At 76.1% G+C, this 15033-nt stretch carries 17 protein-coding genes; 10 read left to right on the top strand and 7 right to left on the bottom strand.

The features are described from left to right. The first annotated feature begins 36 nt into the window (after positions 1–36). Positions 37–324: a gas vesicle protein K gene (locus IE286_RS02105; protein WP_125498595.1), complete on the top strand. Its 288-nt coding sequence runs from the start codon at positions 37–39 to the stop codon at positions 322–324. A gap of 32 nt (positions 325–356) precedes the next feature. Here the strand turns inward: IE286_RS02105 and IE286_RS02100 are convergent, their stop codons facing one another. Both IE286_RS02100 and IE286_RS02095 read right to left on the bottom strand, forming a co-directional pair. Beyond that, positions 357–1178: a class I SAM-dependent methyltransferase gene (locus tag IE286_RS02100; RefSeq protein WP_189794834.1), complete on the bottom strand. Its 822-nt coding sequence runs from the start codon at positions 1176–1178 to the stop codon at positions 357–359. A gap of 121 nt (positions 1179–1299) precedes the next feature. Then, complete coding sequence (locus IE286_RS02095) at positions 1300–2790, bottom strand: bifunctional phosphatase PAP2/diacylglycerol kinase family protein (RefSeq protein ID WP_189794833.1); 1491 nt, start codon at positions 2788–2790, stop codon at positions 1300–1302. Between the two features lie 122 nt (positions 2791–2912). On the opposite strand from IE286_RS02095, the gene IE286_RS02090 reads away from it, so the two are divergent. Then, on the top strand, positions 2913–3575 hold the full coding sequence (locus tag IE286_RS02090) for a histidine phosphatase family protein (protein WP_189794832.1): 663 nt from the start codon (positions 2913–2915) through the stop codon (positions 3573–3575). A gap of 80 nt (positions 3576–3655) precedes the next feature. On the opposite strand, the gene IE286_RS02085 is transcribed toward IE286_RS02090, so the two are convergent. Beyond that, the gene (locus IE286_RS02085) at positions 3656–4771 is read right to left on the bottom strand and encodes a baeRF2 domain-containing protein (RefSeq protein WP_189794831.1); all 1116 of its coding nucleotides are present in this window, start codon (positions 4769–4771) and stop codon (positions 3656–3658) included. A 57-nt stretch (positions 4772–4828) separates the two neighbouring features. On the opposite strand from IE286_RS02085, the gene IE286_RS02080 reads away from it, so the two are divergent. Next, positions 4829–5107, top strand: coding sequence for a DUF6158 family protein (locus IE286_RS02080; protein WP_168131799.1), 279 nt, complete (start codon positions 4829–4831; stop codon positions 5105–5107). A gap of 31 nt (positions 5108–5138) precedes the next feature. Here IE286_RS02080 and IE286_RS02075 read toward each other — a convergent pair whose 3' ends face one another. Both IE286_RS02075 and IE286_RS02070 read right to left on the bottom strand, forming a co-directional pair. Then, positions 5139–5681, bottom strand: a complete 543-nt coding sequence (locus IE286_RS02075) for a type 1 glutamine amidotransferase domain-containing protein (protein WP_189794830.1) — start codon at positions 5679–5681, stop codon at positions 5139–5141. A 57-nt stretch (positions 5682–5738) separates the two neighbouring features. Then, positions 5739–6152 (bottom strand): DUF2795 domain-containing protein, encoded by a 414-nt coding sequence (locus IE286_RS02070; protein WP_189794829.1) that lies wholly within the window; start codon positions 6150–6152, stop codon positions 5739–5741. A 289-nt stretch (positions 6153–6441) separates the two neighbouring features. Between IE286_RS02070 and IE286_RS02065 the strand changes: the two genes are divergently transcribed. From IE286_RS02065 to IE286_RS02055, 3 genes are all read left to right on the top strand, one after another. After that, positions 6442–7212, top strand: a complete 771-nt coding sequence (locus IE286_RS02065) for a hypothetical protein (protein ID WP_189794828.1) — start codon at positions 6442–6444, stop codon at positions 7210–7212. 148 nt (positions 7213–7360) lie between these two features. Beyond that, positions 7361–8635, top strand: a complete 1275-nt coding sequence (locus IE286_RS02060) for an aminotransferase class I/II-fold pyridoxal phosphate-dependent enzyme (RefSeq protein WP_189794827.1) — start codon at positions 7361–7363, stop codon at positions 8633–8635. Then, on the top strand, positions 8632–9702 hold the full coding sequence (locus IE286_RS02055) for an MBL fold metallo-hydrolase (RefSeq protein WP_189794826.1): 1071 nt from the start codon (positions 8632–8634) through the stop codon (positions 9700–9702). Before IE286_RS02060 ends, IE286_RS02055 begins: the two co-directional genes overlap by 4 nt. 77 nt (positions 9703–9779) lie before the next feature. Here the strand turns inward: IE286_RS02055 and IE286_RS02050 are convergent, their stop codons facing one another. Together IE286_RS02050 and IE286_RS02045 are read right to left on the bottom strand one after the other, a co-directional pair. Continuing rightward, entirely contained in the window at positions 9780–10421 is a 642-nt protein-coding gene (locus IE286_RS02050; RefSeq protein WP_189794825.1) for a DedA family protein, read from the bottom strand. After that, on the bottom strand, positions 10418–11188 hold the full coding sequence (locus IE286_RS02045; RefSeq protein ID WP_189794824.1) for an MBL fold metallo-hydrolase: 771 nt from the start codon (positions 11186–11188) through the stop codon (positions 10418–10420). Before IE286_RS02045 ends, IE286_RS02050 begins: the two co-directional genes overlap by 4 nt. Positions 11189–11357: 169 nt before the next feature. On the opposite strand from IE286_RS02045, the gene IE286_RS02040 reads away from it, so the two are divergent. The 4 genes from IE286_RS02040 to IE286_RS02025 all read left to right on the top strand — a co-directional run. Next, on the top strand, positions 11358–11795 hold the full coding sequence (locus tag IE286_RS02040) for a hypothetical protein (RefSeq protein ID WP_189794823.1): 438 nt from the start codon (positions 11358–11360) through the stop codon (positions 11793–11795). Positions 11796–11905: 110 nt separating this feature from the next. After that, on the top strand, positions 11906–14035 hold the full coding sequence (locus IE286_RS02035) for an alkaline phosphatase family protein (protein ID WP_268255380.1): 2130 nt from the start codon (positions 11906–11908) through the stop codon (positions 14033–14035). Between the two features lie 176 nt (positions 14036–14211). Continuing rightward, positions 14212–14637 (top strand): OsmC family protein, encoded by a 426-nt coding sequence (locus tag IE286_RS02030; protein ID WP_189794822.1) that lies wholly within the window; start codon positions 14212–14214, stop codon positions 14635–14637. A 181-nt stretch (positions 14638–14818) separates the two neighbouring features. Next, positions 14819–15033, top strand: a 215-nt coding sequence (locus IE286_RS02025; RefSeq protein WP_189794821.1) for an Hsp70 family protein, incomplete at its 3' end; no start/stop codon positions are given.

Genomic DNA, 15033 nt, shown 5'->3' with positions numbered 1-15033 from the left:
CGCGGCCCCGGACGGCCCCCGGACCGAGGAGCCGCCGTGACCCCGCGCCCCCGCAAACACCTGGAACTCGAGCCCGACACGGTCGAACGCGACCTGGTCAAACTCGTGCTGACCGTCGTCGAGCTGCTGCGTCAGCTGATGGAACGGCAGGCCTTGCGCCGGTTCGACGTGGGAGACCTCACCGAGGAGCAGGAGGAGCGGATCGGCCTGACGCTGATGCTGCTGGAGGACCGCATGGCCGAGCTGCGCGACCGCTACGGACTGCGGCCCGAGGACCTCAACCTGGACCTCGGGCCGCTGGGGCCGCTGCTGCCCCGGGAATGACCGGGCCGGCAGCCCGCTGACGAGCGGGCGGATCAGGCCGGCTTGCGGCACAGGATCTCGCCGCTCAGCACGGCGAACCAGCCGTCCGGCTGCGCCCCCCACTCCCGCCAGGCCCGTGACACGGCCCGCAGCTGCTCCTCGGTCGCGTGCCCGCCGCCGACCGCCCGCTCGGCGTACGCGGGCGCCAGGGTGCGCTCGGCCCACAAATCGCTCCACCACGTCCGTTCGGCCTCGGTGGCGTACGTCCACGTACTGGACGTCGCGGTGATGTCCCCGAAGCCCGCCGCCCGGGCCCAGGACAGCAGCCGGCGGCCCGCGTCCGGTTCCCCGCCGTTGGCGCGCGCCACCCGCCGGTACAGATCCAGCCAGTCGTCCAGCCCCTCGACCTCGGGGTACCAGGTCATCGCCGCGTAGTCGGCGTCCCGGACGGCGACGATCCCGCCCGGCCGGGTCACCCGCATCATCTCCTTGAGCGCGCCCACCGGGTCGCCCACGTGCTGGAGCACCTGGTGGGCGTGCACGACGTCGAACGTGTCGTCCGGGTGGTCCAGCGCGTGCACGTCCGCCACCGCGAAGTCCACGTTCTCCAGCCCCCGCGCGGCGGCCGTCGCCCGCGCCCGCTCCAGGACGCCGGGAGCGCGGTCCACGCCGGTGACGTGCCCGTCGGGCACCAGCTCCGCGAGGTCGGCGGTGATCGTGCCCGGGCCGCAGCCGACGTCCAGGACCGTCATACGGGGTTCGAGCGCGCCGACGAGGTAGGCCGCCGAATTGGCGGCGGTCCGCCAGGTGTGCGAGCGCAGCACCGACTCGTGGTGTCCGTGCGTGTAGACGGCGGTCTCCCGTGCCTCCGGCATGGCTGTACCCCTTCTCGTCACCTCGTCCGGCGGGGACCGCGCCCCCGGGACGCAGGCATCACGGTAGACGGAACAGCCGCATCATGAGACCCCCGTCTCGCACAGTGGACCGCGGGAGGTGTCAGCCGGACAGCGGCCGGTACACCCGCAGGGCCCGGGGCAGCTTCTCCAGCAGCACCTCGCGGCCCGCCCGCGCGACCTCGCCGTCGTAGGCCAGGAGCGTGCCGGGCGCCAGGCCGGTCAGGCGCAGCCGGGTCACATGCACCGCGGTGTGGACGGGGGAGCGGGTCAGCGGTCCGGCGACGGCCGCCGACAGCAGCCGCAGCGCCGGCCGGCGTCCCCCGGGCACCACCCGGACGTCGAGCACCCCGTCGGCCAGATCGACCCGCCGGCCCGGCGCGAGCCCCATCCGGTGATAGGTGCCGTTGCCCGCGAACAGCATCCACAGCGGCCGGCACCGCCCTCGGAACTCCGCCCGCAGCGGATGACGGTCCGCGCGCAGCACCCGCACCGCCGCCAGCACCCCGGCCGGCCAGTCGCCGATGCGGTCCGCCCAGCGCTCGCGCTCGCGCACCAGCTCCGGATACACCCCCAGGCTGAAGGTGTTCAGGAACACCCCTCGAAGGTCGCCGGAGACGAACCGGCCGACGTCCACCCTGACGCCCTCGCCCCGTTCCAGGGCCCCGCTCAGATCCCGCTCGTCCTCCACGCCCAGGTCGTAGGCGAAGTGGTTCAGCGTGCCGCCCGGCAGCACCGCGAGCGGCAGGTCGTGGCGGAGCGCGATCCGGGCGGCGGCGTTCACCGTGCCGTCGCCCCCGCACGCCCCCAGCACCCGGGCCCGGCCGGCCGCCTTCTCCAGCTCGGCGGCCACGTCCTGCGGCTCGCACTCGACGACCTCGGCCCGCGGCAGCACGTCCTGCAGCGCCCGGACGCGCTCGGAGGTGCCCGAGCCGTAGTTGGCCACCAGCACCAGGCCCTCGCCCCCGGGCAGTGCCGGCAGCTGGACCCTCGGCCGCGCGGGCGCGGTCAGCTGGGCACGCGTGGGCACCAGGCTCCGCACGACGAGGGCGGCGCCCGCACCGAGGGCCGCGCCGGCCAGTACATCGCTCGGGAAATGCACGCCGGTGTACACCCGCGAGACCGCCACGGACAGCGCGAGGGGCGCCACCGCCGCTCCCCAGGCCGGGGACTCCAGGGCGACGCCGGTGGCGAAGGCCGCCGCGGAGGCGGCGTGACCGGACGGGAACGACGTGGTGACCGGCCGCCGGCCCAGCCGGCGCACGTCCGGCACCCCGCCCAGGGCCGGCCGCGGGCGGCGCACCGACCGTTTGCCGAGCGTGTTGACGGTCAGTGAGGCCAGCGCCAGCGAGGCCAGGCCGCGCACCGCGGCACGGCGGGCCCGCGGGGTGCGCGTGGCCGCGATCGCGGCCGCCGCGGCGCCCCACAGCACACCGTGGTCGGCAGCGCGGCTCAGCCGGGGCAGCACGGGACCGGCGGCCGGCCAGTGCCGCCCGGCCGCGGTGTCGAACAGGCGGTGGTCCAGCGCCGGCAGCCCGCGCAGAAGGGTGCGCACGCCGGCCCGCGGAGCGGTGGGATCGAGGTCCGGGCTCATACAGCACCGTTACCCTGAAGTGGCCGTTTCCTGCGTGCGGAACGCCGGTGTCGCCCGACGGGGCTGCGCGGCCGGGCGCACAGCGGCGGCCCTGTCCTGTCCCCGCACGAAAGCGCCTGCGTATGCGCCTCGTCCTGATCCGCCACGGCGAAACACCGTCCAACGTGATCTCCCGCCTGGACACCGCCGCCCCCGGACCGGCCCTGACCGCCCTGGGGCAGCGGCAGGCCGCGGCCCTGCCCGAGGCACTCGCGGACGAGGACATCGAGGCGGTCTACGCCTCCACCCTGCTGCGCACCCGGCTCACCGCCGCCCCGCTGGCCGCCGCCCGCGGACTCGACGTGATCGTCCGCGCCGGCATCCGCGAGATCTGTGCCGGCGACCTGGAGGGCGAGCCGGGCGGCTCCGAGCGCGGACAGCGGTATCTGCGCACCGTCCTGGCCTGGGCGGCCGGCGACCTGGAGGTGAGGACGCCCGGAGCCGGCGGCGAGAGCGGCCGCCAGGTGCTCGCCCGCTTCGACGCGGTCGTCGCCGAGGCCGCCCGCAGCGGCGCCGGGACCGTCGCCATGGTCAGCCACGGTGCGGCCATCCGGCTGTGGGCCACCGTGCGCGCACACAATCTCGACGCGGACTTCGCCGCCCACCCGCTGCGCAACACCGGAGTGGTCGTGCTCGACGGCTCCCCCGACGACGGCTTCAAGGCCCTGTCCTGGACCGGTGCGGTCGTGGCACCGGCGCGGGAGGGCGGCCCGGCCGGGCAGGCCGCCGGCGACGGGGACCGCTGAACCGGAGCGGCCTCGCGGCGCCCGGCACCCGGGTCGAGTCCCCGCTCGCCCTGCCGGAGGCGGGGCCGCCGCCGGGCCCGTCACCTCCAGCGCAGCAGAGCGCCCAGACCGCCGGCCGGGGCATCCGGTGCGCCGGGCGCCACCGGGGCCAGCGACAGCGCCTGCGCGTCCGTCGTCACCGCCGACCGGATCAGCGCGTCGTCCGCACGCGCCGGCCGGCACTCCTGCTCCCCGAGGATCTTCAGATCCGCGCGGCGCACCCCCAGCTGGTCCGGCTCCCGGCCGACCCACACCTCCCGGTGGGCGTCCGCCGCGTCCGGGCGGATCAGCAGCTCCTTCAGGCGGTGCTCGCGCGCCGCCTGAACCAGCGCGGGCACACCCTCCACGGCACCCGTGCGGCCCTCGTCGTCGGGTGTGCGGGCGGCCCGGAACCGCTCCAGCTCCTCCTCCACGTGGTGGTGCACATGCTCGGCCCGGATACGCGCGACGTCCTCGTCGAGCAGGCGGCTGCCCGTGCCGTGGGCGGCGTCCGCCACATGGGCGCGCAGCCGCTGCGGCAACCGCTCGCGCACCTCCCGCCGCTCCCTGTCGTCGCCCACCAGAATCACCAGGTCGGCCTGCGTCTCCTCCTGGCAGACGCCGAGCGCCTCGGCGATCTCGGCGGCGTTGTGCTCCCAGGTGTTCTCCACCGTCAGCTGGAAGTGCCGCTCGGACCAGTCGGCACTGCTCGTACGGTGCAGCGGCCACTGCTGCCCGAGAACCGTGCCCGCCGGGCGGCTGCCCAGCGCACTGTGCAGCTCGAAGTCCGCGCCCTGCCGGCCGACGTAGGCCACGACCGCGACCGGCTCCTCGCCCGCGAGGTCCAGCAGCGGGCCCACCCGCGGCAGCGGCCCCCACTCCGCGTGGCTGCCGCCCTGCGGCTCACCGGCCAGCAAGGCCTCCAGGACGACCTCGCCGTCCTGCGCGAACACCGCCCGGCCGTACGGGTCCGGGGAGTGCCGCAGCGCGTCGACGGCACGCTCCACCGCCCGGCAGGTGTCCTCGTCCGCACCCTGCCGGGCCAGCTCCCGGCTCACCGCCCGGGCCGTCAGGAGCAGCTCGTGGGCGGTGTCCTCGGTGTGCCGGGAGGTGTCGACGTACACGGAGGCCCAGGGGCCGGGGCTGACGTACAGCGGATGCAGGAATGCGAGGTCCATGGCGCCCTCCCGGAAGGCGGTCGGTGGTACTGCCCGCGAGGCGGGTACCCGTGGGTCATGACCGAACACGACGAGCGGGGCACCACCATGAGCGGAGTCGACCCGTCCCGGCTGGACGATCAGCAGCTGATGAGGGAGCTGGAGACCATCCACCGCACGCGCCACGACACCCTGTTGTACGGCTCGAACGACGCGCTGCGGGTCCACAACGAGCGGATGGCGCAGCTCGAAGGCGAGTATCTGCGCCGCAATCCGCGCCGGCCGGTGGCGGCGGGCCGCACCCGTGAGGGAGCCCGGGAACGCAGCTGCGGGGAGTCGGCGACTCCCCGCAGCTGAGGGGCACGGATGCGGCGCGCCGCGCGGCGGCTCAGCCCGCCTGCCGCCCCACGACCTCGAGCAACGTCGCGCAGAACGCGCCCAGGTCGGCCGGTTTCCGGCTGGTGACCAGGGTGTTGGGGCCCCTGTCGCAGAGGTGCACCTGCTCGTCGACCCAGGTGCCGCCCGCGTTGCGGATGTCGGTCCGCAGGCTCGGCCACGACGTCAGCACCCGGTCCCGTACCACGTCCGCCTCCACCAGCGTCCACGCCGCGTGGCAGATCGCGGCCACGGGACGGCCCTGATCGAAGAAGTCGCGGACGAAACCCACGGCCTTGTCGTCCAGACGCAGAAAGTCCGGGTTGGCCACGCCGCCGGGCAGCACCAGCGCACCGAAGGAGTCGGCGGAGGTGTCGGAGACGACCTCGTCCACCGGGAAAGTGCCGGCCTTGTCCAGATGGTCGAACGCCTGGATCTCGCCGGGCTTCGTCGACACCAGCACCGGCTCGTGCCCGGTGTCCCGCACGGCCTTCCACGGCTCGGTCAGCTCGACCTGCTCCACGCCCTCGGGGGCGGCCAGAAATGCGATACGCATGAATTCACGTCCCTCGTGTGCTCGTTCCGTCCCACCCGTGCCGGGTGCATCGCCGGTTCACGGCCGCTCGCCCGCATCCTGCCGGGCGGCCGGCCGCCCGCTGCGGGTCAGCTCTCTGGCCAGCTCCTGGACATTGGTGTACCGCGCCGTGCGGGGCAGCCGTTCCAGCGCCTCCACCAGCGCGTCCGGAGCGTTCTTGCGGCGCAGCAGCCGCACCAGTTGGCCGGGCTGGGCGGGGAAGGCGCTGCGGCCCAGGATTCTCGCCAGTTCCAGGCGCACGGTCTCCAGGGAGGCCCGGGAGGTGCCCGGCGCCACCGGCCCGGTCCAGATCTCCGGGTCGTCCTCGGCGGACGGCTCGGGGTCGTGCCACTCCTCGGTCCGGGTGGGGTGTCCGGACCTGAGCAGCCCCTGCAGTTCGTGCTTCATCTCCTCGTCACGGTGGACACTCAGCCGGTCACTGCCTCGCTGCATGTCTCCTCCAGATCTCCGGGGTGGCCCCCCGCGTACCCGTGCAGACCGGGCCGACACCGGCTGGCGCCGCCGGGTGCGGAACGCGGGGCGCATCCCGCAGTCACCCGACAGGCCGCCGGGGTACCGCGAATGGGGCCCGGCCACGCGCGGCCGGCCGGGCCGCGGGCTGTGATGGGGCCTGGAGCCCTTCGCCGGGACGAGCCGGCCATGTCCGGCGGCGGGCCCCGGGGCACCGGCACGACCGCCGTGCCCTTCGCAAGCCGTTCGCCGGCCCGAGGAGAGTGCAGCCATGCGCCCTGCCGTCCACCGTGCCCTGTCCGTCGCCGTCCTCGCCCTCGCCATAGGAGGACCCGCCGGGCCGGCGTGGGCCGCGCAGCCGGACCCCGGACGGCCCGAGTCCTGGGTGCTTCCGCCGGGACACGCCGCCGGTGCCGCCGGGAGCGACACGCTCGGCGCGGGACGCGCCCGGACGCTGCCCGGCCCCGGGCTGCCGGAGGAAGCGGCCGGCCCGGCCTACGGCACGACGGGCGCGGACCACGGCCGGCCCTACGCCTACGGCCAGAGCTACGCCACGGGCCTGCCGCTCGGATACGCGCCCGCGTACGCCCCGGGGTACGACCCCGGCTACGCGCCGGGGTGGGCTCCGGCGCTCGATCCGATGCTCACAGAGGTGCTGCCCCCGGTGCCGCCCGGCCAGGACACCGGCGCACCCTACGGCTCTGTGAGCGCACCGCCCGGCGGCCAGGATCCCGGGCTGCCCTACCGTGACCCGCTCACCCGGCTCCCGGGCGGCGGCACCAGCACCGCGGCCCCGCTGCCGCCGCGCACCCCGGGCGACCCGGCCCGCGACACCGCCGGCAAGGACCGCGACCCGGCTGGCAGCTCGGCGGACGGGCCCTCGGCGGACGGGCACTCCGCGCTGCAGCACGGGGTGGCGGCCGGCGCGGGCGGCGCGTTCGCACCGTCCCGGGCCGCACTCGCCTGCGGCGGTGCGCTGATCGCCGCCGCGGCCGGCGCCGCTGTCCACCGGGCCTGGCCGCGCAGGCGGGCGGACCGCTGACGGCGGGGAGCGTCCCCCGATGGTCCCGCCGCCCCGTGTGATCTTCGCGACCCGGCCGGACAGCCATGCCGGCGGTCCCGGCTGGGTACTTGCTCGCCCAGGACACGGCCGGCGCCGTACCGGCACCGAGGACTGCGCGGAGGACGCCATGCGGCCTACGGACCCTGAGGACCACGGCGGGGACCACGGCCCGGTCCGCTACGGGCCCTCGGCGCTGCCCGACGAGGGTCTGCCCGTGCTGCCGGAGCTGTCCGCGGCGCTCGCCGCGGCGGCGGGCCGGACCCGCCGCGCACCGGCGGGCGCCGTCCTCGGCGCGGACCCCGCCCTGCGGGACGCGGCCTGCGGCTACTGGCGGCGGCGCGGGCTGCCCTCCTCGCCCGGCCGGGTGGCCGCCGCCCCGGGCGCCCCGATGCTGCTGCTCGCCGTGGCCGCCGCGCTCGGCGGCGACGTGCTCGTGCCCCGCCCGTGCGCCGCCTGGTGGCTGCCCTCCGCACGTCTGCTGGGCCGGCCCGCCTTCACGGTGCCCACGCCCGCCGAGTGCGGAGGCGTCCCCGATCCGTACGCCCTGCTGGAGACCGTCCACCGGGTGCGCGCGGAGGGCGGCGACCCGCGGCTGCTGGTGGTGTCCGTCGCCGACGACCCCACCGGCACGGTCGCACCGCCGGAGGTGCTGCACGAGACCGTCGAGGCCGCCGCGGGAGAGGGCCTGCATCTGCTCAGCGACGAGACCTGGCGGGACACCGTGCACGCGCCGCACGACACGGTCGTCGTCTCCCCGGCCGAGATGCTGCCCGAGCGGGTCACCGTCCTCACCGACCTCGCCGGTGCCTACCTGCCCGCCGGCTGGCCCGCCGCGATCGCCCGGTTCCCGGCCGGCCCGGCCGGCGGCGTGCTGCACGCCCGTGTGCTGGACGTGCTCACCGCGCTGGACGCCCGCATCGCCGACCCGGTGGCCGCGGCCGCCGTGCGCGCCCTGGACGAACCCGAGGCCGTCACCGCACGGGTGGCCGCCGCGGTGCGCCTGCATGCGCGCCTGGCGTGCGCCGTGCACGCCGTGGTGACCGACGCCGGCGCCCTGGCCCGGCCGCCGCGGGCCGGCCGTCACCTCTATGCCGACCTCGCCCCGTTCCGCGCGGCCCTCGCCACGCGCGGCGTCAGCGACGCACAGGAACTGGAGGACTTCCTCGGTGCCCGGCTGAGTGTGCCCGTGCCCGGCGGCCACCGCTTCGGCGATGACCTCGGGGCGCTGCGCGTGCGGCTGTCCACGGCGGACCTGCTCGGCGGCACGGACGAGGAGCGCGCGGAATCCCTCCGCTCCCTCAAGCCGCTGGAACTGCCGCACGTACGGCGCGCGTTGACCTCCTTGAGGTCCGTCTTCGGCGATCTCCGTGACGACGCTCAGCGATGGGAGCCTCCTCGATGACGCAGCAGTCCGAGCCGACCACGACGTCCACGACCCCCAGCCGGTCCGCCGGCCGCCCGGCGGCCTCCGCCACGCTCGCCTCGCCGTCCGCGTCCGCGCCGCCGCCGGCCGCCCCCCGGCCGCTGGGCGAGCGGCGGGTGTGGCCGCGCAGCTTCCACGACCGGCTCACCGCCCCGCTGCCCGGGCTGAAGGCCTTCGCCCGGTTCGCCCGCGAGGGCGCGGTCCGCCCCGACAAGGCGGGCCTCGCGGACATCCCGCTGCTGCCTTACGAGCCCGGCCCGCTGCCCGAGGTGGACGCGCGAACCGTCGCCGTCACCTGGGCCGGGCACGCCAGCTGGGTGGTGCGCATCGGCGGACTGACGGTGCTCACCGACCCGGTGTGGTCCCGGCGGATCCTCGGCACCCCGGCCCGGATGACGCCGGTCGGCGTGGCCTGGGAGGCGCTGCCGCCCGTCGACGCGGTCGTCATCAGCCACAACCACTACGACCACCTGGACGCCCCCACGCTGCGCCGGCTCCCCCGCGACACCCCGGTGTTCGTGCCGGCCGGGCTCGGACGCTGGTTCCATCGCCGGCACTTCACCCGCGTCACGGAGCTGGACTGGTGGGAGGCGGCCGAGCTGTCCGGGGTCCGCATCGACTTCGTGCCCGCGCACCACTGGTCCAAGCGCACCCTCATCGACACCTGCCGCAGCCTGTGGGGCGGCTGGGTGTTCACTGCGCCCGACGGGCAGCGGGTGTACTTCGCCGGCGACACGGGCTACGGCCACTGGTTCTCCCGCATCGGCAGCCGTTACCCCGGCATCGACCTCGCCCTGCTGCCGATCGGCGCCTACGACCCCCGCTGGTGGCTGCGGGACGTCCACTGCGACCCGGAGGAGGCCGTCCAGGCTGCCCAGGATCTCGGCGCCCGCCGCATGGCCCCCATGCACTGGGGCACGTTCGTCCTCTCCGCGGAGCCGGTGCTGGAACCGCTCACCCGGGTCCGCGCCGCCTGGGAGAAGGCGGGCCTGCCCCGGGAGGACCTGTGGGACCTGCCGGTGGGCGGCTCCCGCGTCCTGCGGTGACCGCGCCCGCCCGTTGTGCCGGGACGAGCGGCGGCGGCCGCCCCGCCGGCTCCCGGCGGCACGGGCGGCCGGCCCGGTCAGCGGGAGCGCTGGGCCGGCACCGAGCGGCGCAGCCGCCGCCAGACGGAGGGCACCGCGCTCACCAGCACGGTCAGCAGCACCGCCGCGGCCACGCCCTCCCACGGCTCACGGAACAGCGCCCCGCCGAGCAGCCCGATCAGCTGATAGGTCACCGCCCAGGCCAGGCAGGCGGGCAGATTGCCCCGGCAGAACCGGCGCAGCGGCCACCGCGCCAGCAGGCAGGCCAGCATCACCGGAATCCGGCCGGCCGGGACGAGCCGGGAGAGCACCAGCACCGCCACCCCGTGCTCGGCCAGCTTCTGCTGGGCCTGGGCCAGCCGGTCCTCCGGGGCCCGCGAGCGGATCGCCTCCAGCCAGCGCGAGCCGTTCTTCGAGCCGATGCCCCGCCGCCCCAGCCAGTACAGCGCGACGTCCCCGCAGAACGCGGCCAGTGACGCGGTGACGAACACCAGGGCCGGAGCGAACGGCGCGGTCCGGTGGGCGGCCACCACCGTCGCCGAGCTGACCAGCGCCCCCGTGGGCACCACCGGCACCAGCGCCCCGATCAGCACCAGCAGGAACAGCGACGGATACCCCACCGCCTGCTGTGTGGACTCCGGCGGGACCACCGTCGTCACGGCGGCGGTGAGCCGTATCACCGGGCGACCTCCAGCCGCAGACTCTCCCCGTGCCCGAGCCGGTGCACCGCCACCTCAGGCGCGCGCAGCGCCGCCTGGCGCACGAACTCCTCGCCCGGCGCATGGAACTCATGGGGGCGCACGGCGTCCATCCCGATCGGCCAGAACGTGCCGTAGTGCACCGGCACCGCGGTGCGCGGCGCCAGACGCGCCAGGGCCTGCGCGGCCCGGTCCGCGTCCATGTGGCCCTCGCCCAGGTACGGCCCCCAGCCGCCCACCGGCAGCAGCGCCGCGTCGACCGGCCCGACCTCCTCCGCCATCGTGTCGAACAGCGCTGTGTCCCCGGCGAAGTACGTACGGGCCCGGCCCTCGACCACATAGCCCAGCGCGGGGGAGCGGTGCGGGCCGAGCGGCAGCCGCCGCCCGTCGTGCCGGGCGGACACCACCCGCACCGCGACCTCTCCGATCCGCACCCGGTCCCCGGGCACCACCTCGGTGACGTCCAGCCCGAGCCGGCGCAGCCCCGGCACCGCCCGCAGCGCGCCGCGCGGCACCAGCAGCCGGCCGCCCGGGGCGAGCCGGGCCAGCGAGGGGACGTGCAGATGGTCGGCGTGCAGGTGGGAGACGAGCGTGACGTCCGCCCGCCAGGCCGCCGGCGGCGGTACGGCCCCGCGACGCCGGCGCAGGTGCGCCAGCCGGCGGACGAACAGCGGGTCGGTCAGCACACGGACGTCCGAATCCTCGATCGTGCACGTGGCGTGACCCCACCAGGTGATCTCCACCGGCACCTTCTTCGCCTCCTTCGCGCGACTCCCCCTGAGCCTACGGGCAGCGGTAGGGTCGGCGGCCGGGCCGTGTTCGTGAGGCCGCGTCGTCCGCCCGAGGGGCGGGCCGTGCGCCGGGCGGCGGACGGGACGTCGCGGAGACGGCCTCGGACCCGGAGGTGAGGGGAACGCCATGGGAGAAGTGCGCCATGCCCGGGGCGGCGCCGCCGGGACGGCGGTGCGCGTCACCGCCATCGCCACCCTGACCCCGCTGGAGAAGCTGCACGAGGACCCCTTTCTGGTGGACTCCCGCAGCCAGCACGCGATGTGCGCCCGCTGGGCCGCCGAGCGGGGCTATGTCGTCACCCGCGAACTGCTGGTGCACGGGCTGCGCCCCGACCACGGCGCGCTGTGGGACGGTGTGCGGCCCGGCGTGGACGTGTTCGTCGCGCCCAGCAGACGGGTCCTGGAGCGGGCACTGGCCTCCGTGGAGGACTTCACCGCCGAGTGCGCCCGGCGCGGGGTCCGGGTCGAGACCGTCGGCACGGACGAACCGTCCTACGACGCACAGATGAAGGCCCGCGTCCACCGCCGCCTGTCCCTGCCGACCGCCGGCTACGACGGGCGGTAGCCGCCGGCCCGCACGTCGCGGCACCACGGACCGGGTCCTGCTTTTCGTCGATATGACAAGCTGGAGCAGGCCCGTACGACGGTCCGGGCCAGGACGTGAGGTGTGCTGGAGTGCGGGACGGAAGGTGGCGGCGGGCCGCCGGTCAGATCGGGCGGAGCGTCGCGGTGTGGGCCGTTTCCACCCTCACCATGCTCGTGCTCGCCGGGATCCTCCCGGACTTCCGGCTGCAGTCCGCCGACGGCGACAGCGCCACCACCGTCGCGATCACCGCCGCGCTCGGCGCGGGCGCCTTCGGTGTGCTCTCGGCCGTGGTGTGGCCGCTGCTGGTGCGGCTGCTGCTGCTCGTGCCCGCGCTGGTCCTCGGACTGCTGGTGTTCTTCCTCAACGGCTCCCTGCTGCTGCTCGCCCTGCGCATCAGCCCCTCGGGCGAGCCACAGGCTGCCCCGCAGACCGCGATGATCGTGGCCGCGGCGATGTCCGCGGTCGCCTCCGCCACCGGCGGTGCTCTCGCCGTGCGCGACGACGAGGCGTACCGGCGGCGGCTGCAGCGGCTCGCCGTCCGCCGCCGCGGCCGCTGTCCGGCCTGTCCCACCACGCCCGGCACCGTCGTCGTCCAGCTCGACGGCGTGGGGCACGACGTGCTGCGGGACGCCGTCGGCCGGGGGCTGCTGCCCACCGTGGCCCGCTGGCTGGGCAGCGGCCCCGGGGAGCGGTCCGCGCCGGCCACGCACCGGCTCACCGCCTGGCGCACCGACTGGTCCAGCCAGACCGGCGCCAGCCAGCTCGGCATCCTGCACGGCACCAATCACGACGTGCCCGCCTTCCGCTGGTACGAGAAGGACACCGGCGAGGTGATGGTCTGCAACCGGCCCGCCAGCGCCGTGCAGCTGCAGCGCCGCGCCGTCGCCCGCAGCGGCCACGAGGGGCTGCTCGCCGTGGACGGCGCCAGCCGCGGCAACCTGTTCAGCGGCGGCGCCGGCGAGTCCGCGCTGGTGCTGTCGGTGTCCGCCCGGCGCGGCCCCGGCACCCGCTCCCGGGCCGGCTACTTCGCGTACTTCTCCGACCCGGCCAACGCGGTGCGCACCGCCCTGTCGTTCGTCGCCGAGGTAGCCCGCGAGATCGGGCAGTCCCTGCGCGCCCGCATCCGCAAGCAGCGCCCGCGGGTCTCCCGCGGCGGCCTGTACCCGCTGGTGCGCGCCTTCGCCACCGTCGTCGAACGGGACGTGGTGGTCGCCGCCGTGGTGGGCGACCTGCTCGCCGGGCGCACCGTCGTCTACGCCGACCTCGTCGCCTACGACGAGGTGGCCCACCACTCCGGACCGCACAGCCGGGACGCGGCCAAGGTGCTGCAGCACCTGGACCGGGCGCTCGCACTGATCGAGAAGGTCGCCGAGCACGCCCCCCGCCCGTACCGGATCGTGGTGCTCTCCGACCACGGCCAGAGCCCCGGCGAGACCTTCCACGCCCGCTACGGCCTCACCCTCGGCGACCTGGTCCGGGCCGGCTGCGGGCTGCACGTGCCGCGCCGGGCCGGACGGACCCGCAGCGGCGCCGAGGCACGCGCCGCCGTCCGCGCGGCGCTGCGCCGGCCGGTGGAGGAGCACGGCACACCCCCGCGGCACTCCCGCCGCAGCGAGCCCGTCGTGCTGGCCTCCGGCAACCTGGGCCTGGTGTCCTTCCCGGACGTGCCGCACCGCATGACCCGCGAGGAGATCGACGCCCGCTACCCCGCGCTGCTGCCCACGCTCGCCAACCACCCCGGCATCGGCTTCCTGCTGGTGCGCAGCGAACGGCACGGCGGCGTCGTGCTGGGCGCGCGCGGCGTGGAGATCCCCCTGGACCGGCTGGACGACGACCCCGGTCCGCTCGCCGTGTTCGGAGCCGGCGCCGCCGACGCCGTGCGCCGCACCCACTCCTTCCCGCACACCGCCGACATCATGGTCAACTCCTTCTACGACCCGGCGGACGGCGAGGTGCTGGCCTTCGAGGAGCAGATCGGCTCCCACGGCGGCCTCGGCGGCGCGCAGTCCCGCCCGTTCCTGCTGGCCCCGCTGGCCTTCTCCCCGCCGGCCGAGGACGGCACCGAACTCGTCGGCGCCGAACAGATCCACCAGGTGCTGCGCCGCTGGCTGAGCGAAGCCGCCGCCCCGCAGGTGCCCGTTCCCGCGCAGCCCGTGCGGGACGTCCGCCCGGCCGCACCGGGGCGAGGGCCGGAGGCGGAGGAGGAGCAGGCCGCCTGACGACCGGCGCCGGGCGCGGCATCCGCCGATCCGTTCCGGCACCCGTTGCCCGGTCCCGCACGGCGGCCCGCCCCGGCGGCACGGCCCGGACTGCGGGCACCGGGCGCCCGGATGTGATCGGATGTGACCCAGAAGCCCGGGCAACGGGCCCCTAGGCGAAAGGCAGGAAACACACCGTGGCAACCACGCGCACCGCTCACACCGTCTGGGAAGGCAACCTGCTCCACGGCAGCGGCGTCGTCACCTTCGACTCCTCCGGCATCGGTGAGCAGCCGGTGTCGTGGCCGTCGCGCGCCGAGCAGGCGAACGGGAAGACCAGCCCCGAGGAACTGATCGCCGCCGCCCACTCCAGCTGCTTCTCCATGGCGCTGTCGAACGGTCTGGCCAACGCCGGCACCCCGCCCACCAGGCTGCGGACGAAGGCCGACGTCACTTTCCAGCCCGGCGAGGGCATCACCGGCATCCACCTCACCGTGGAGGGCACCGTCCCCGGCATCGACAACGACGCGTTCGTCGCCGCCGCCGAGGAGGCCAAGAAGAACTGCCCGGTCAGCCAGGCCCTGGCCGGCACCAGGATCACCCTGGACGCCAAACTCGCCTGAGACGGCCCGCCCGGCCGCACGCCGGGCCCGCCGTCCGCCGACGGCTCCCCGATGCCGCGCCGCGCCCCGTGCACGGCGCGGCATCATCCTTCCCGGCCGGTGGGGTACCCGGCCTGCGACGGCCCCCGCCCGTCCGGTCCGGGCGCGCGGGGCAGGCGTCGGAGGCGGAAAGGGGACGACGATGGCACGCGCGGTCGGGATCGATCTGGGCACCACGAACTCGGTGGTCGCCGTGCTGGAGGGCGGGGAGCCCACCGTCATCGCCAACGCCGAGGGCGCGCGGACCACCCCGTCGGTGGTGGCCTTCGCCAAGAGCGGCGAGGTGCTGGTCGGCGAGGTCGCCAAACGGCAGGCCGTGACGAACGTCGAGCGCACCGCCCGCTCCGTCAAACGCCA

Origin of the sequence: Streptomyces thermodiastaticus, assembly GCF_014656135.1 — a bacterium.
GTDB lineage: Bacteria > Actinomycetota > Actinomycetes > Streptomycetales > Streptomycetaceae > Streptomyces > Streptomyces thermodiastaticus.
The sequence above is the reverse complement of the archived record's forward strand: the minus strand, read 5'-3'. Positions and strand labels throughout refer to the sequence as shown.

What these genes read in the sequence shown, in the direction of transcription:
- IE286_RS02090 (WP_189794832.1), top strand. Translation starts at nt 2,913, where the DNA reads ATGCGCCTCGTCCTGATCCGCCACGGCGAAACACCGTCCAACGTGATC.
- IE286_RS02085 (WP_189794831.1), bottom strand. Translation starts at nt 4,771, where the DNA reads ATGGACCTCGCATTCCTGCATCCGCTGTACGTCAGCCCCGGCCCCTGG.
- IE286_RS02080 (WP_168131799.1), top strand. Translation starts at nt 4,829, where the DNA reads ATGACCGAACACGACGAGCGGGGCACCACCATGAGCGGAGTCGACCCG.
- IE286_RS02060 (WP_189794827.1), top strand. Translation starts at nt 7,361, where the DNA reads ATGCGGCCTACGGACCCTGAGGACCACGGCGGGGACCACGGCCCGGTC.
- IE286_RS02040 (WP_189794823.1), top strand. Translation starts at nt 11,358, where the DNA reads ATGGGAGAAGTGCGCCATGCCCGGGGCGGCGCCGCCGGGACGGCGGTG.
- IE286_RS02055 (WP_189794826.1), top strand. Translation starts at nt 8,632, where the DNA reads ATGACGCAGCAGTCCGAGCCGACCACGACGTCCACGACCCCCAGCCGG.
- IE286_RS02100 (WP_189794834.1), bottom strand. Translation starts at nt 1,178, where the DNA reads ATGCCGGAGGCACGGGAGACCGCCGTCTACACGCACGGACACCACGAG.
- IE286_RS02065 (WP_189794828.1), top strand. Translation starts at nt 6,442, where the DNA reads ATGCGCCCTGCCGTCCACCGTGCCCTGTCCGTCGCCGTCCTCGCCCTC.
- IE286_RS02075 (WP_189794830.1), bottom strand. Translation starts at nt 5,681, where the DNA reads ATGCGTATCGCATTTCTGGCCGCCCCCGAGGGCGTGGAGCAGGTCGAG.
- IE286_RS02095 (WP_189794833.1), bottom strand. Translation starts at nt 2,790, where the DNA reads ATGAGCCCGGACCTCGATCCCACCGCTCCGCGGGCCGGCGTGCGCACC.
- IE286_RS02070 (WP_189794829.1), bottom strand. Translation starts at nt 6,152, where the DNA reads ATGCAGCGAGGCAGTGACCGGCTGAGTGTCCACCGTGACGAGGAGATG.